Genomic DNA, 14,557 nt, shown 5'->3' with positions numbered 1-14,557 from the left:
CTAAAACTGTGCCTACAACAAAGAAAAGAAGAGTTTTTCCTTTTACAGCAGTAATTGGTCAAGAAGAAATGAAATTAGCTCTCTTGTTAAATGTTATTGATCCAAGAATTGGAGGAGTGATGATAATGGGTGATAGAGGGACTGGAAAGTCAACTACAATCAGGGCCTTAGCTGATTTGTTGCCTGCAATCGATGTTGTTAAAGACGATCCATATAATAGTTCACTAGTCGATCCTGATTTACAAAGTAAAGAAGTTTTGGAAAAAATTACTCAAGGAGAAAATCTAGAGAGTATTCAAAAACAAGTACCTATGGTTGATTTGCCTTTAGGGGCTACTGAAGACAGGCTTTGTGGAACCATTGATATAGAGAAGGCTTTGAGCGAAGGTGTTAAGGCATTCGAACCAGGTCTATTAGCAAAAGCTAATAGGGGGTTACTATACGTTGATGAAGTAAATTTACTTGATGATCATTTAGTTGATGTACTTTTAGATTCGGCCGCTTCCGGATGGAATACAGTTGAAAGGGAGGGAGTTTCAGTCCGACATCCTGCGAGGTTTGTCCTTATTGGTTCAGGAAATCCAGAAGAAGGTGAATTAAGGCCTCAACTATTGGATAGGTTTGGAATGAGTGTTGAAGTTAAGACAGTTAGAGATGCTGAATTAAGAGTTCAAGTGGTTGATCAAAGAACTTCTTTTGATGATAATCCTGATGAGTTTTCATTGAGTGTTGAGAAACAACAGGATGAACTTCAACAAAAAGTTATTAAAGCACAAGAAATATTAAATTCTGTTCAAATGGACGATGATTTAAGATTGAATATTTCTGCAATTTGCGGAGAACTAGATGTAGATGGTTTACGTGGAGATATTGTTACCAATCGATCAGCAAGGGCAATTGCAGCATTTGAGGGCAGAACTGAAGTGCAAGAAGATGACATAGCAAGGGTTATTTCTTGTTCTTTAAGACATAGACTTAGAAAAGATCCCTTAGAACAAGTTGATTCAGGAGAAAGGGTTATTCAAGCTTTTTGTAAAGTATTTGATTTAGATGAAAAAGAAAATTTATCAAAATTTCAATTATCTGCTGAAGCTTAATAACAGTGAGAATAATTGGGATTGACCCCGGATTAGCTAGAGTTGGTTATGGAATAATTGAGATAGAAAATGAAAGAAAGATATTATTAGATTGTGGCGTTATTGAAACAGGTAAAGATAAAAAAGAAGAAGATAGACTTTATGAGATATTCCAAGATCTTAATGAATTAATAAATCATTGGAAACCAACTGTAGCGGCAGTAGAAAAATTTTTCTTTTACAGGTCAAGTACTACCATTAGTGTGGTGCAGGCCAGAGGCGTGATTATGATGGTATTGGCCTCTAAAAAAATTCATGTTAGTGAGTATTCACCCGCTAAGATAAAATTAACAATTGCTGGATCAGGAAAGGCATCTAAGAAAGATATTCTTGATGCTGTTATGTACAACTTAGATCTTGACAAACCTCCAAAACCTGATGATTCAGCAGATGCATTAGCTATAGCACTTACAAAACTAAATGAGGATGGCTTTAACTAAAAAATTTAATATGACTATCTTTGAAAATAAGAAATTGGAGAGGGATAAGTTTAGAAAACTAAGAGATGGGATTTCTCTTAATCAAAGAGAAAATGTAGAAAAGAATGTAAGATTATATGTTGATTCATTTTCTAAGGGATATAAAAATATTGGTTATATAGCAATATATTGGCCTTTAAAAAATGAAGTAGATATAAGAAGTCTTAAGAAAAAATTTTCTTTAGCTTTGCCTAGATGTAAAGAAAAAAAAAAGTTGTTATTTTACCAATGGGATGAAAAACCTCTTACCAAAGATTCTGAGGGGATATTAAGTCCAAATAACTCTTCCCCATTAAGTTATTTGCAGATAAGCATGATATTTGTTCCATGTCTATCCGTTGATAAAAACCTAATAAGATTAGGTTATGGAGGAGGTTATTTTGATAAATTAAGGATAGATAATGATTGGAGAAATGTTCCATGCATTGGAGTATTAACTTCTAATTGTGTAAGTAAAATTCCATTAACCAGGGCTGAGTGGGATATTCCTCTATCTGGCTTTATCACAGAAAAAGAAATATTTGTATAATAGAAGACTCATAAAGTGATTAATTTATAGTTTTAAAAAATGGAACAGGAAAAATACAATAATTTATCAAAATTAGTAGAAAAGTTGAAGAAATCAGAAGATCCAAAAAGAAAATATGAATACATTTTGTGGTTAGGCAAGAAATTGAAAGAACCAGATAGTGAAATCCTTATTGAAGAAAATAAAGTTAAGGGATGTGTTTCAGAAGTTTTTGTTAAGGCAACTATTAAAACCGGTAAATTATTTTGGGAAGGATATTCTGATGCTCTCATAACAAAGGGTTTGTTGGCCTTTCTAATAAGTGGATTAAATGAGTTAACACCTAATGAAGTTGTTGAAATAGATAAGAAATTTATTGAAGATACTGGTTTGAAAGCAAGCTTAACTCCTTCACGATCAAATGGGTTTTTAAACATATTATTGAAAATGCAGTCTCAAGCAAATGAATTTTTGTAGGTCTAATAATATAAAATTAAATTCAAAGTAAAAAGAAATAAAACAATGAGAAAATGCAAAATTGGTATTGTAGGTTTTGGAACTGTAGGTTCAGGGATTTATAAAATATTAACTTCTGAACTCGATTCACATCCAATTCTAGAAGAAATAGAAATTTCAAAAATAGCAGTTAAAGATCTTGATAAAAAAAGAGATATTGAGCTAGATAATAATTTATTAACTGATGATCCATTTAAATTAATTAATGACCCATCTATAGATGTTATTGTTGAAGTAATGGGTGGGGTTGATTTAGCGAAAGAAATTATTCTGCAATCATTAAAATTAGGTAAATCTGTAGTTACCGCAAACAAAGCAGTTATTGCAAGATATGGAGAAGAAATATATAAAACTGCATCTAAAGAAGGTGTCTATATATTGTCAGAAGCAGCTGTTTGCGGGGGGATTCCAATAATTGAACCCTTAAAAAGATCATTAAAAAGTAACAGTATAAAAAAAATGGTTGGGATAATAAATGGCACAACAAATTTTATTCTTTCAAAGATGGCAAATGAAAAAGCTGATTATAAGGAAACTTTAAAATTGGCCCAAAGCCTTGGTTACGCAGAATTTGATCCAACTGCAGATGTTGAGGGGCATGATGCTGCTGATAAGATTTCAATCCTTAGTGAACTCGCATTTGGAGGGAAAATCAAAAGAGAGGAGATACATTCTGAGGGTATCAGTAAAATTAATCTCAAGGATATCGAATATGCCAATAAATTAGGATTTGAAATAAAACTTTTAGCGCTCTCTGAAAGGGGACAAATTAATAGTAATGATTCACTCGCTTTAAATATTTGGGTAGGACCTTCTTTGATTCCAAAATCTCATCCATTGTCAACAGTTAAGGGAGTTAACAATGCCTTGTTGATTGAGGCTGATCCTCTTGGAGAAATAATGTTATATGGTCCAGGTGCAGGGAGTGGTCCAACTGCAGCATCAGTAGTATCAGATATATTAAATCTGCATGCCGCCTCAGTAAAAAATAATAATTCAATCGATCCATTATTATCTTTTGATTTCTGGAGAAACTGCCATATCATAGGATCTTCGCAAATAAACAAAAAAAATTACCTTAGAATTATTTGTCTTGATAGTCCAGGTGTAATAGGAAAGATTGGAGATATTTTTGGAAAGAATAATGTATCAATCGAATCAATTGTTCAACTTGATGCGAGTGAGGACAAAGCTGAAATTGTCGTTATTACTCATGAGGTGAATAATGGAGATTTTGAGAGATCGAAAAATGAAATAAATTCGTTAAATGAAGTAAAAATTATTGCAAGTCAATTAAGTTGTATTTAAAAAAATAGTTTGCAAATTTCTTTATAGCTTGGTAAACCGAAGAAAGTAAGTGTTTGGATTTAGCACCTTAATGATTCATTCAAAATTATTAGACAGTGAAAATAATAATAATAATTTAATTTCTTCTGAAAACCTTTATAAAGGTGCTTGCGTAAAAATTAAAAATAGCAATAAAACTTTTCAAGTAATTGGTTTAAATAGAGGTAAAGAAATTTGTTGGGTGAGAGAATGGCCTTTTGCTTGTAATTCTAAAAAAACGTTTGCTTTAGAAATTAGTCAAATAACCTTACAAATTTTCTGCTCAAATAATTCTTCAGAATAATCAAGAACTAAGGAAATATGAAAAAAAAAATTGTTTTATCAATATTTATAATTTTAATTTCTTTTTTACAGAATTCTTGCGGCTCAAAAAGAATATCTGAAAAAATCATAGTAGCAAGTTCTGGAAAAATTGAATCTTTAGATCCAGCTAGAGCAAGTACTCTTAAAGCAATTCAATTAATCAGTTCTCTTGGAGACACATTATATGAATTAAATTCTAACGGAGAATTAATACCTGAATTGGCCTCGGGGATGCCAGTTATTTCAAAGGATAGACTTCAAATAACTATCAATTTAAGAAAGAATGTTTTCTTTCACGATGGAACTGCATTTAACTCAAATGCTATGAAGTTTACCTTTGATAGATTCAAAAGAATTGGAACGATGAACTATATTTTAGGAAATAAGATTAAATCAATAGAAACGCCAAGTGAATATTCAGTGATAATAAATTTGAATAAACCATCAAGTTCTTTAAATGGTTTACTCACATCAGTAAATTTAACTCCAATATCTCCTACATTTTACAAACAATATTCTGATAAGTTTCTAAATGAAAAATTTGTTGGTACTGGCAAGTATGTGCTGACCAGTTTTTCTAATGAAGTTCAATCAATTGATCCATATTTGAATTATTGGGGTGAAAAGCCCTCAAATAACGGCGTTAATTTTGTGGGCTATTCAAACTCATCCTCTCTTTTTGGGGCTTTAAAAAGTAAACAAATTGACGTGCTTTTATCAAATTCAATTGATGATAGTCAGAGAAAAAGTTTAAATGATTTAAGCAAAAATAAACATTTTAATGAAGGTAATAGCCCTTTCACTGAATTAAGTTTTATAAGCCTCAAAACTAGTTCTTATCCCTTAAGTAATTTTAATTTAAGATTGGCTTTAGCAAAAAGTCTTAATAGAAAATTGATTAGTGAGAAAGTAAGTTATGGATTAAGGAAGCCATCTAGATCAATTATTCCTCCGATATTAAAAAAAGATAATCAAGAACTGTGGCCTAAATATGATTATTTAGAAGCGAGAAGGTTATTGCAAAAAGAAAATTATTGCAATGGAAATATTCTAAAAATACCCCTTACTTATAGATCGAACGTGCCAGCTGACAAGCTTATTGCTCTGACATGGCAAGAAGAAATTAAAAATTCTTTGAAAGATTGTATTGATATTGAACTCAATGGGGTTGAATCTACAACAGTTTATAAGAATCTAAGTTTAGGAATTTATACGGCAGTTCTTCTCGATTGGACTGGGGCTTATTCAGATCCAGAGGCTTATCTTACCCCTCTTTTAAGTTGTAATAAAATAGTTGACGGCATATGTAAAAAAGGAGAATCAGTTTACAGCGGTAGTTTTTGGGGATCTAAGAAAGTGGAAAGTTTATTTCTTGAAAGTGAAAAAATAAGTGGAATTAAAAGATTAGAAAAACTTGTTGAAATTGAAAAAATAGCAGCAAGTTCAATACCATATATTCCTATTTGGATCTCCTCTCAAAAAGCATGGTCACAAAATAAAATATCAAAACCTATTTTTAATGGTGCAGGAATAATCTCATTGAGTGATCTTGAGTTAATTAATGAGTAGAAATTTAGATAAACTACTAAATTATTCCTTATTGAAAATTTCATTAATACCGATAATGTTATGGATAATTTCTTCATTAGTTTTTATTTTATTAAGAATTGCTCCCGGCGATCCTGTAGATGCCATACTTGGATCTGGTGCAGATGAGGTTTCCAGGGAATTTCTAAGAAATAAATTGGGGCTAAATGAACCTTTAATAAATCAATATTTTTCATATATTAAAAATATATTGCACTTAGATTTTGGCCAATCTCTTAGTACCCAAGAGCCAGTCCTTAATATTATTATAAAGTCGTTGCCTGCAAGTCTTGAGCTTGGATTCTTTTCAATATTAAGTGCCACACTAATAGGATTTCCATTGGGATTAATTGGCTTAAGAAATAGAGGTAAAAAGACTGATTATATTGCGAGAATATTAGGAATTGCCACATATGCGATCCCTCCTTTTTGGGGTGCAATGTTAGCTCAATTATTATTTTCTGTATTTTTTAATATTTCCCCAATTGGAGGGAGATTTCCTATATTTCAGCAACAACCCCAAATTACAGGTTTTCTAGTTTTAGATAGTATTCTTTCAAATAATATTATTGCCTTGAAAGATAGTCTTTATCATCTCGCACTTCCTTCGATTACCCTTGGCTTTTTATTAAGTGGTATATTCAGCCGCTCATTAAGAGTAAATTTGGATAAGACATTAAAAAGTGATTATGTAAATGCTGCTATATGTAGAGGAATATCGAGGAAAAAAATATTTTTAAACCATGCATTGCCTAATGCTCTATTGCCAATTGTCACTATTTCTGGCTTGACTATGGCCTCTTTAGCAGGAGGTGCTCTTTTGTTCGAGGTGACTTTCTCATGGCCAGGTATAGCTTTAAGATTACATGAAGCTATTTCTCAAAGAGACTATACTTTGGTTCAAGGAATTGTAATTTTTACCTCTATGCTTATAGTCTCTCTAAATCTCTTAGTGGATATTTTAATCGCATATTTAGATCCACGAATAGAGTACTAATTTTCGGAAATTTCTTTTATCGTTTCAAGATCTAAAAAATGGAAGTCAAGTCCCAAATCTCTTTGGTTTTTAACTACATTAGGGATCTTTTGGTCTTTAATATTTTTTAAAAATTCAACTATAAATTTAGTAGATAAATCTTGTACTAATATTGGCTCTGAACCAATAAAAGATTCACTTATTTTGAAGAGGTCATTATTTTTTTCATAGCTTTTATTAATTCTTATTGGAGAGAAATGACTTGCTCCTTCAATAATTAGAAATCTATTTGATGGATTATCTAAAGCATAAAAAACTTTAAATTGTTCATTCATTAACGGTGTAATAAGGTCATAAGTACCTCCTATTAGAAGAGTTGGTACCTTAATGCCTGTACTATTTTCTTTTGGCCATACTAGACTTCCAAATGAATTAAAGCCTACTATGGCACTGGCCTTATTAGTGTTATTGTTCTTAGGGAATGGTATTTCACTCAACTGACATTGAAGTAATTTTGATAAATTTGTAACCGCAAAGTCTTTTAATGCCAAATCACATTTTTCCTCTAGTTGATCAGTAGGTTTCTTGCCTTCATATAAAAGTGCTATTAAAGCACCAAGTGAATGCCCCATTAAAATGTAAGAATTATTAGGTAAATCAAATTCTCCATTTTCATGAGCTTTCAATACAGCATCTAAATCTTTAATTCTATATAAGTAAAAGTCTGCACTTCCTGGTATTGTTTCCTTACCATCGAGTACTTCTATGAATGATTCTAAATTACTTCCTCTATGATCTATGAATAATATTGGCCAGCCTCTTCTAGCTAATTCGTTACCTATCCATTTGAAATTATTAATTTCTCCTCCAAGTCCTGGCATAAATATTATTAATTCTCTATCAGAATTTGTTTTATTGCTTTTCCATATTTCAATTTCAAAAGGTTTCACTCGGTGAGGAGCATAAATTTTTTTTTCAATTTTTATTAGATCTTCAATTGATTTTTTTTCAGTATTTTTAGAGACATTTTGTTTAGTTCTTTCAAGTTGATTTAATTTGGACAACAGTTCTTGTTGCATTGATAATTCATTTTTCCAAGATGAAATTATTAAAATTAGATTATCAATATCCAGTGAAATTTCTTCTGATGGTAATGCCTTTATGATGTCTAAAGTTGAAATTTGTTTTTTTTGATCTAATAAATTTTCTATAGTGTTATATATTTCTGTTCCATTATTGTCATTTGGAACTTTAATGCTTTTGCTTAATTCTGTAAGAATTTTACGCCCTATCCAACTTCTTAATATTTCTCTATTTAATCCATCTTCTTTGAAAACTGGAAATTCTAAAAACTTTGATAATTCAAAAACTCTTATAAATCCATTTTTTTTTAACCAATCTATTAATTCTGTTGAATTATCTTTGTATTTTTCTAATTTTGATAATTGTTCTATAGTAAGAGGGATTTCCATCTCTTCAAACTTAATATTTATCTTTTCAGCAGCCTTTAAACCATTATTAAAAAATAAACCACAAAAACTAAAAAAAATTATAAAAATGTATTTCACTAGTGATTAGTCCAAATAGTTTACAAATTAGCAAAAATTGGTGGATTCAATTTCCTTATCATTTGAGGTTAATAACTAAGATAAGATTTTTCGCTGCATTTGGAGCAGGAGGTGTTATTTATTTAACATCACTTATTTTTAATAACCTAGGATTATCGGCGACAGATATTGGCCTGGGATTTACCATTTCAGCAATAATTGGAACCGTAACAAGACTCTTTACAGGTAATTATCTTAATAAAACGGGAAAAATACAATTTCCGATAATTACTTCTTCAATACTAAGTATTGCCGCTAGCTTATGCCTCATTTTTTCAAGAGATACTTTTTTGTACATAATTGGGCAATCACTTGTTGGGGCTGCTGCAGGAATATATTGGCCTGCTGCCGAGTTTGGGGTGCCCTATTTTTGTCATCCTATCGAAACACGTAAAGCTTATGCCCTTGTTAGAAGTTCGGAAGCTTTAGGAATATTTCTAGGGGTATTCTTAGGAGGGTATATGACAAATTTTTTGTATTTTAAATCAATATTTATAAATGATATATTTTGCATGTTAGTTATCACGTATTTAATATCTAGAAATAGTTCTTCTATAAAAAGAAACTTAGAAAATTTTCAAAAAAAATTAGTAGATCCAATTAATCAGGGACAATTGAAATGGAATAAAAATTCAACAATAATAATTTTATCTATTTTATTGATAACTACCTCTTTAGCCCTTATACAAGTAACTTTGCCTCTGGATCTTGTTAAAGGTGGAGTATATCGTAATGCATTAAACAAAGAAATTATTAGTCTTATAATTTCTATTCAGTTAATTTTATTGTTGTTTTTACAATGGCCTATCGGTTCTTGGATATCTAAGAAAGAAAGATTATTTGGCTTGAAATTTAGTTTAATAAATTTCTCTTTCGCTTCATTTTTATTATTTATTTCTAGTTATTTAAATATCCCAGCGTTTTATTTAATTTCTTTGGCATTAATTTTAGTAAGTTTAGGGACTGCTTCATTTCTTCCAACATCAACAGATGTCGTTTTCAGAATAGCTCCTTCAAATAAAAAAGGTTTTGCACTCGCTTTATTATCACAATGTTTCGCTATGGGTTATTTTTTCGGACCATTTATTTCAGGACGCATATTAGATCTATTTGGTTATGCTTCATTAATCTGGCTTTCAATTTCTTGTTGTTGCTTTATTGCCTTTACAATTCTATTTAAGAGATTATTTTAATTAATCTTTTCTAATTCAATAATTCTTCTCTCTCTTAGAAATAAGAAAAAAGGTGCAGAGAATGCGAAGGCTATAAGAAAAGTTCCAATGTATACAACCCACATATGCTTCATGTTTAGTTTTTTTGATTCATTTACTATCCATATAAAAATAGCGCTTGCACCTACTAATAAGTCTCTAGAAATCGACTGAGCTGCAGGGTTTGCATTCGCTAATGAAATGAAGTTATTTATATCAAAACTGTTTCCATATTCCCTAGCAAATTCTAAATTTGCCAACATTGGCAGAACAGCTCCTAAAATTGATAGAAAAAGGTAAAGATAAGATAGTATCTGTTTATTATCTTTTAAAATGTTAAATGAATTCACTTGTCAAAAATATTTCTTTTAATAATAGTATTTAAAAGCTTATGGTTGTTGAAAAGAATAATAAAGTTGAAGACTATAAATTTAAAAAAGGAAATTTAAATTTTGCTGTTGTTGGTCATGTTGAGTGGATAAATTTCTTAAAGGTCGATCAATTACCAAAACCAGGCGTCATTTCTCATTCTGAAAAATCTCTTGAGTATCCAGCTGGTGGTGGCTCTATTATCGCGAAAATACTTTCTGATTTAACTTTAAACCAAATTCATTTTTTTACGTCATTAGGTAATGATGAATATGGAGATAAGTGTTTCAAGATTCTCTCAAATATGGGAATTAAGATGCATGTAGCTTGGCGTGATAAACCAACTAGAAGAGGATTTAGTTTAATTGACTCTCTAGGTGAAAGAGCAATAACAGTTATTGGTGAAAGGTTAGCTCCAACTCATAAAGACAAGTTGGAATGGAATATTTTAAAAAAAATGGACGGAATTTTTATTACGGCATCTGATTCAGAGATTTTTAAAATGGCTAGATCAGCTTCAATACTATGTACGACACCAAGGGTAGGATTAAATACAATTAATAATTCAAATGTTCTTTTAGATGGATTAATAGGCAGTAATCTTGATCCAGGAGAAGTTTTTTCTTTTTCTGAATTATCGTTAAAACCAAAATATACTATTAAAACCGAGGGAGAGAAGGGAGGCATAATATTCCCAGGAGGAAGATATAAGGCTCTTAAAAACAAAAAATTAAAGGTTGATTCTTATGGATGTGGCGATTCATTTGCTGCTGGGATTCTTTATGGAATGGCATCTAAATGGGATATAGATAAAACTTTAAATCTTGCTAAAGTAATGGGAAGAGACGCAAGTGAATTTTTCGGCCCATATGCAAATAGTGATGAAAAATAATTGAATTAAGACTTATATGAGCAATCTAGATAATAAAAATCTACTTGTAGAAAACATTATTGTTTTCTTTTTATTTACTGTTTTTTTAGTTTTTAATTCTTTAAAAACTTTATCTAAAATTTTTACCTATGGAATCATAAAAAAAGAAATATTAACTACTAAAAGTAACTTAGGCGTAGATATAAAAATAAAAATTAAGTAATGAATGTATTTTTAGTTTTTCTAATTTTAGGAGTTATTTTTTTGGTCTTCAAAAAAATTAATTCTAAAAAAACAAAGAACTTAAAATTAGATAAATTTAAAAATAAATTACAGAGCACGCAAACAAATATTGACAGGATTTTTTTAAGAGAGGAAGAAAAAACTTTTTCAAATCCTAATATAAATATTTATATTGGTGTTTATGATAACGAAGAAAATATAAATAGAAAATCCAATATACACAGAGCAAGACTTTCAAAATTTAAGAAATCCAAATTAAATGGCGAGATGATATTTCAAGACGATGAACAAAGGATTTATAAATTTAATGACGGTAAGAAAGTTTACTTATAATTTTTAATGCTAACTACACTCAAGACTTTCTCTTGTTGAAACTCCTGTTGTTGGATTGATCCCATCAGCGATTTCACAAAGATTTCTTTGGTCTTCGCTGTCAAGGATGGCATAAGAAAAATCTGCTCCTTCTATTTGAGCTCCTGCAAAACTGCTGCCTGATGCGATCATATTTATTAAAACAGCATTTCTAAGATCTGTTTTTTGGAAATTAACTCGATCAGAAAGAGTATCGGTCAGGTCGATTCCATTTAAATTAGAACCTTTTAAATCAGATAGGGTTAATGTAGTTCCATGTAAATCAACATCACTAAAATCTGCATCTCTAGCAACTGCTCCAGCTATAGAAGATAAATGAAGATCCTCTCCATGGAAATCGAATCCTGTGATATTAGATCTTACATAACTTGGAACTTCATCTCCTTCTCCCTTAACAGCAACATTCGCTCCAGCAAAAACTGGAGAGGATAAAACCAAGAAAGAAAAAGTTATACATAAAAAATATCTTAAAAACCTAAAAAATTTCATATTAATAAATTTGAGTAATTCTATTTTATAACAATTAGATAATTTTTAAAATTGATGACTAAATTTGGAACTCCTTTTTAAAATTATTTAACACTATAAATTTTGAATCTAGGCTCTAAATTGGTTATACAATCTAGAAGTTTTTTGTTATCTTTGCTATTCGTAACCTTGAATTCAGACTCAACTGTACCTTCTTTATCTCTTATAGCTTGATTTAAAACTATAGAACCGTTTTGGTCAGATACTGATCTATGAAAAGTTCCTCTAGGTATTCTTAAAATGTATCCGCAAGATTCTAATCTAACTTTATAAAAAGGATAATCCCAGCCAAAATTGACAAGAAAAAATGTTCTTCCCCCGGAGATAGCCAGTAGATTATCTTCTTGATTGTGATGTATGTAAAATTGCCAATTCTTAAATTCTTCATCATTTGGAGGACTAACTGCAGGCCCACTGTGAATAACTAGATCTCTATAGTTTGATTCATTAACACTTATATCAAAAAATCTTACATCTTTTGTATCGCGAAATTTTTCATAACTTATCAATTCAAACATTTTCGATTTGTTTGATTTGATAACTGGAATTTCTAAACTTGAGTTCAATTTTCTTTAAAGATTAAACAAATGAAAACAGATATATATATACAAGAACGTATCAATTAACACTAAAAAAGAAACATATTATTATTTATATTTTTTTGTTATTTTAAAAGATTAAAAATTTAGTGTTTATTTAATTTCAAGAGGTTTGATTTCCCAGGATAAAGTATTTTCTAAATTATTTTTTCCTATAAAGTTTCCTGTAATTACAGAGGTTAAATTAGATTTTGAAGAGGATACCAATGTTAAATATCTATCATCTATTAATCCTTTTCCGCTTGGATCAAAACCTCTCCAACCAGCGCCTGGAATATATAATTCAGCCCAAGCGTGTAAATCCAACTCAGAGGGTAACGGATCTTCAAAATGATAACCACTTACAAACCTACTTGGGATACCTATAGACCTGCAAGCTTCAACCATAAGCATTGCTAAATCTCTGCATGAACCTATACGTTCTCTAAGTGTTCTGCTAGCCGGCCATGCTGGACCAGTATGTCTTTTGGTATATTTAACCCGATCTTGAATAATCTCTATTAGTTGGTAGGTAAATGATAATGCGTTATTAATGCTTCCTGCTAAGGCTTCTTGAGCAAGTTCTACTGCAGAGGGATCGTGTTGTCCATTTGGCATCCATCCCTCTAATGCTCCCTGTAAATCTCTGTTAATAATGCTTCTACAAAAAGGTAATGTTAAATCTCTATTTTTAACTCCATCAATAATGTTTGGATGTTTAATAGTTTCAACTTCACTGACTGATTCAATAATTAAATTATCTGTTAATCCATTAAATCTGATTCTATTAATCTCTTCCCCGCTGGCCGCAAGTAATGGATAAATAATTTCTGGTTCTGGGGTTATTTTTAATTCAAAATTCTTTAGCTTTTGGAATCCATTTGACCTTGGCTTTATACATAATCTATGCTCGCCTAATTGAACAGGGTCTTCGTATTTATATTCAAGTTTGTGAATGTATTTAATTCTCATTAATAAACTTTTTAATTAATAAAATATTTTTCTTGAATGAGATCATTTAATTTATTTAAATCCATTTGCAATGAATCAATCGCCTCATGTAAACCATCATTGATTATATCTTCAATTCTGATATAACTCCACTTTGCTTTAAGCAAACCTCTCATGCATTCTAATTCTGAAGGATTTTCAGTACTTGGAGAGTTATCTATTGATTTAAGAGTATTGCTTATCCCATCAAGACAGTATCTTACTGATCTAGGGAAAATTGGATCAAGTAAAAGAAATCTCGCAACTGAATTCGGCTTTATAGAATTTTGCACTGCTTTCCTAAACATTTGATAAGCTCCAGCTGAACGTAAAAGTGCAATCCATTGCAGTTCATCAAGAACTCCTCCAAGTTCATCTAAGCTGGGTAAGAGTAAATAATATTTAACATCTAAAATTCTTGATGTTTTGTCAGCTCTTTCGATTAATCTTCCAAGAATGCTGAATCTCCAGGCAAGATCTTTGCTTAGAGTCGCATCTGTAATTCCATAAAAAAGCTGACATTCTCTCCTTATTTCGCTTAATTGTTCTTGTCTTGGTTTATTCCATATTGCTTCTCCTTCTTGCATATTCCAATATAAAATATTAATTTGTTCCCACATTTCTGTGGTCATAACATCTCTGATTTGTCGTGCATTTTCTCTTGCCATTTGAATGCAAGAAATTATACTGTTTGGGTTTAAACGATCTCTTATTAAAAAATTAATAACGTCATCAGGTTTTTTCTCTGGGAATCTTTTATCAAAAGATTCTCTGTCACTAGAAGCGTCAATTAACGGTAGCCAGGGTTCTGCACTTCCTGGCGGACAATCTAATGACATTGCTTCGCTTACTTCCACGAAACGAGATATGTTTTCCGCACGTTCTAAATAACGATTGATCCAATAAAGAGATTCTGCTACACGACTTAAAAGCATA

Annotated in this window: 18 protein-coding genes; 12 read left to right on the top strand and 6 right to left on the bottom strand. The window is 30.7% G+C overall.

Annotation, left to right across the window (positions count from 1 at the left end):
• The first annotated feature begins 8 nt into the window (after positions 1 to 8).
• The 8 genes from bchI to A9601_RS14585 all read left to right on the top strand — a co-directional run bounded on the left by bchI (position 9) and on the right by A9601_RS14585 (position 6,873).
• Positions 9 to 1,097: a magnesium chelatase ATPase subunit I gene (gene bchI / locus A9601_RS14620; RefSeq protein ID WP_011818593.1), complete on the top strand. Its 1,089-nt coding sequence runs from the start codon at positions 9 to 11 to the stop codon at positions 1,095 to 1,097.
• 5 nt (positions 1,098 to 1,102) lie between these two features.
• Entirely contained in the window at positions 1,103 to 1,576 is a 474-nt protein-coding gene (ruvC, locus tag A9601_RS14615) for a crossover junction endodeoxyribonuclease RuvC (protein ID WP_011818592.1), read from the top strand.
• Positions 1,577 to 1,586: 10 nt separating this feature from the next.
• Positions 1,587 to 2,144, top strand: coding sequence for a 5-formyltetrahydrofolate cyclo-ligase (locus A9601_RS14610; RefSeq protein WP_041484609.1), 558 nt, complete (start codon positions 1,587 to 1,589; stop codon positions 2,142 to 2,144).
• A 39-nt stretch (positions 2,145 to 2,183) separates the two neighbouring features.
• Entirely contained in the window at positions 2,184 to 2,600 is a 417-nt protein-coding gene (locus tag A9601_RS14605) for a SufE family protein (protein WP_011818590.1), read from the top strand.
• A gap of 45 nt (positions 2,601 to 2,645) precedes the next feature.
• Entirely contained in the window at positions 2,646 to 3,947 is a 1,302-nt protein-coding gene (locus A9601_RS14600; RefSeq protein ID WP_011818589.1) for a homoserine dehydrogenase, read from the top strand.
• A gap of 70 nt (positions 3,948 to 4,017) precedes the next feature.
• Positions 4,018 to 4,269 carry a hypothetical protein gene (locus tag A9601_RS14595; RefSeq protein ID WP_193328895.1) on the top strand — a complete coding sequence of 84 codons (252 nt, stop codon included), beginning with the start codon at positions 4,018 to 4,020 and terminating at the stop codon, positions 4,267 to 4,269.
• Between the two features lie 17 nt (positions 4,270 to 4,286).
• Complete coding sequence (locus tag A9601_RS14590) at positions 4,287 to 5,858, top strand: ABC transporter substrate-binding protein (RefSeq protein ID WP_011818587.1); 1,572 nt, start codon at positions 4,287 to 4,289, stop codon at positions 5,856 to 5,858.
• A complete protein-coding gene (locus A9601_RS14585; RefSeq protein WP_011818586.1) occupies positions 5,851 to 6,873 on the top strand; it encodes an ABC transporter permease in 1,023 nt (340 codons plus the stop codon). The genes A9601_RS14590 and A9601_RS14585 overlap by 8 nt, the downstream gene beginning before the upstream one ends.
• On the opposite strand, the gene A9601_RS14580 is transcribed toward A9601_RS14585, so the two are convergent.
• Entirely contained in the window at positions 6,870 to 8,420 is a 1,551-nt protein-coding gene (locus A9601_RS14580; RefSeq protein ID WP_011818585.1) for an alpha/beta hydrolase, read from the bottom strand. The two genes, A9601_RS14585 and A9601_RS14580, sit on opposite strands and share 4 nt — an antisense overlap.
• 2 nt (positions 8,421 to 8,422) lie before the next feature.
• Here A9601_RS14580 and A9601_RS14575 point away from each other — a divergent pair, with 2 nt between their 5' ends.
• Complete coding sequence (locus A9601_RS14575) at positions 8,423 to 9,652, top strand: MFS transporter (protein WP_011818584.1); 1,230 nt, start codon at positions 8,423 to 8,425, stop codon at positions 9,650 to 9,652.
• On the opposite strand, the gene A9601_RS14570 is transcribed toward A9601_RS14575, so the two are convergent.
• Positions 9,649 to 10,020, bottom strand: coding sequence for a DUF2834 domain-containing protein (locus A9601_RS14570; RefSeq protein ID WP_011818583.1), 372 nt, complete (start codon positions 10,018 to 10,020; stop codon positions 9,649 to 9,651). The two genes, A9601_RS14575 and A9601_RS14570, sit on opposite strands and share 4 nt — an antisense overlap.
• A 41-nt stretch (positions 10,021 to 10,061) precedes the next feature.
• On the opposite strand from A9601_RS14570, the gene A9601_RS14565 reads away from it, so the two are divergent.
• From A9601_RS14565 to A9601_RS14555, 3 genes are read left to right on the top strand one after another with little or no spacing between them, the layout of a single operon-like run.
• Positions 10,062 to 10,931, top strand: coding sequence for a carbohydrate kinase family protein (locus tag A9601_RS14565; protein WP_011818582.1), 870 nt, complete (start codon positions 10,062 to 10,064; stop codon positions 10,929 to 10,931).
• A 16-nt stretch (positions 10,932 to 10,947) separates the two neighbouring features.
• Entirely contained in the window at positions 10,948 to 11,133 is a 186-nt protein-coding gene (locus tag A9601_RS14560; protein WP_011818581.1) for a hypothetical protein, read from the top strand.
• On the top strand, positions 11,133 to 11,486 hold the full coding sequence (locus tag A9601_RS14555) for a hypothetical protein (protein WP_011818580.1): 354 nt from the start codon (positions 11,133 to 11,135) through the stop codon (positions 11,484 to 11,486). Before A9601_RS14560 ends, A9601_RS14555 begins: the two co-directional genes overlap by 1 nt.
• 9 nt (positions 11,487 to 11,495) lie before the next feature.
• Here the strand turns inward: A9601_RS14555 and A9601_RS14550 are convergent, their stop codons facing one another.
• From A9601_RS14550 to A9601_RS14535, 4 genes are all read right to left on the bottom strand, one after another.
• The gene (locus tag A9601_RS14550; RefSeq protein ID WP_011818579.1) at positions 11,496 to 12,014 is read right to left on the bottom strand and encodes a pentapeptide repeat-containing protein; all 519 of its coding nucleotides are present in this window, start codon (positions 12,012 to 12,014) and stop codon (positions 11,496 to 11,498) included.
• An 83-nt stretch (positions 12,015 to 12,097) separates the two neighbouring features.
• Positions 12,098 to 12,571 (bottom strand): hypothetical protein, encoded by a 474-nt coding sequence (locus A9601_RS14545; RefSeq protein WP_011818578.1) that lies wholly within the window; start codon positions 12,569 to 12,571, stop codon positions 12,098 to 12,100.
• A 174-nt stretch (positions 12,572 to 12,745) separates the two neighbouring features.
• The gene (locus A9601_RS14540; RefSeq protein WP_011818577.1) at positions 12,746 to 13,603 is read right to left on the bottom strand and encodes a transglutaminase family protein; all 858 of its coding nucleotides are present in this window, start codon (positions 13,601 to 13,603) and stop codon (positions 12,746 to 12,748) included.
• An 11-nt stretch (positions 13,604 to 13,614) separates the two neighbouring features.
• On the bottom strand, positions 13,615 to 14,556 hold the full coding sequence (locus tag A9601_RS14535; RefSeq protein WP_011818576.1) for an alpha-E domain-containing protein: 942 nt from the start codon (positions 14,554 to 14,556) through the stop codon (positions 13,615 to 13,617).
• Between the last annotated feature and the right edge of the window lies 1 nt (position 14,557).

The sequence above is a fragment of the Prochlorococcus marinus str. AS9601 genome, from assembly GCF_000015645.1.
Lineage (GTDB): Bacteria > Cyanobacteriota > Cyanobacteriia > PCC-6307 > Cyanobiaceae > Prochlorococcus_A > Prochlorococcus_A marinus_O.
The sequence above is the reverse complement of the archived record's forward strand: the minus strand, read 5'-3'. Positions and strand labels throughout refer to the sequence as shown.

Bases quoted from the DNA above. Each gene is read 5' to 3' on its own strand.
- A9601_RS14610 (WP_041484609.1), top strand. From the start codon at position 1,587: ATGACTATCTTTGAAAATAAGAAATTGGAGAGGGATAAGTTTAGAAAA.
- A9601_RS14605 (WP_011818590.1), top strand. From the start codon at position 2,184: ATGGAACAGGAAAAATACAATAATTTATCAAAATTAGTAGAAAAGTTG.
- A9601_RS14600 (WP_011818589.1), top strand. From the start codon at position 2,646: ATGAGAAAATGCAAAATTGGTATTGTAGGTTTTGGAACTGTAGGTTCA.
- A9601_RS14595 (WP_193328895.1), top strand. From the start codon at position 4,018: ATGATTCATTCAAAATTATTAGACAGTGAAAATAATAATAATAATTTA.
- A9601_RS14590 (WP_011818587.1), top strand. From the start codon at position 4,287: ATGAAAAAAAAAATTGTTTTATCAATATTTATAATTTTAATTTCTTTT.
- A9601_RS14585 (WP_011818586.1), top strand. From the start codon at position 5,851: ATGAGTAGAAATTTAGATAAACTACTAAATTATTCCTTATTGAAAATT.
- A9601_RS14565 (WP_011818582.1), top strand. From the start codon at position 10,062: ATGGTTGTTGAAAAGAATAATAAAGTTGAAGACTATAAATTTAAAAAA.
- A9601_RS14560 (WP_011818581.1), top strand. From the start codon at position 10,948: ATGAGCAATCTAGATAATAAAAATCTACTTGTAGAAAACATTATTGTT.
- A9601_RS14555 (WP_011818580.1), top strand. From the start codon at position 11,133: ATGAATGTATTTTTAGTTTTTCTAATTTTAGGAGTTATTTTTTTGGTC.
- A9601_RS14550 (WP_011818579.1), bottom strand. From the start codon at position 12,014: ATGAAATTTTTTAGGTTTTTAAGATATTTTTTATGTATAACTTTTTCT.
- A9601_RS14545 (WP_011818578.1), bottom strand. From the start codon at position 12,571: ATGTTTGAATTGATAAGTTATGAAAAATTTCGCGATACAAAAGATGTA.
- A9601_RS14540 (WP_011818577.1), bottom strand. From the start codon at position 13,603: ATGAGAATTAAATACATTCACAAACTTGAATATAAATACGAAGACCCT.
- A9601_RS14535 (WP_011818576.1), bottom strand. From the start codon at position 14,556: ATGCTTTTAAGTCGTGTAGCAGAATCTCTTTATTGGATCAATCGTTAT.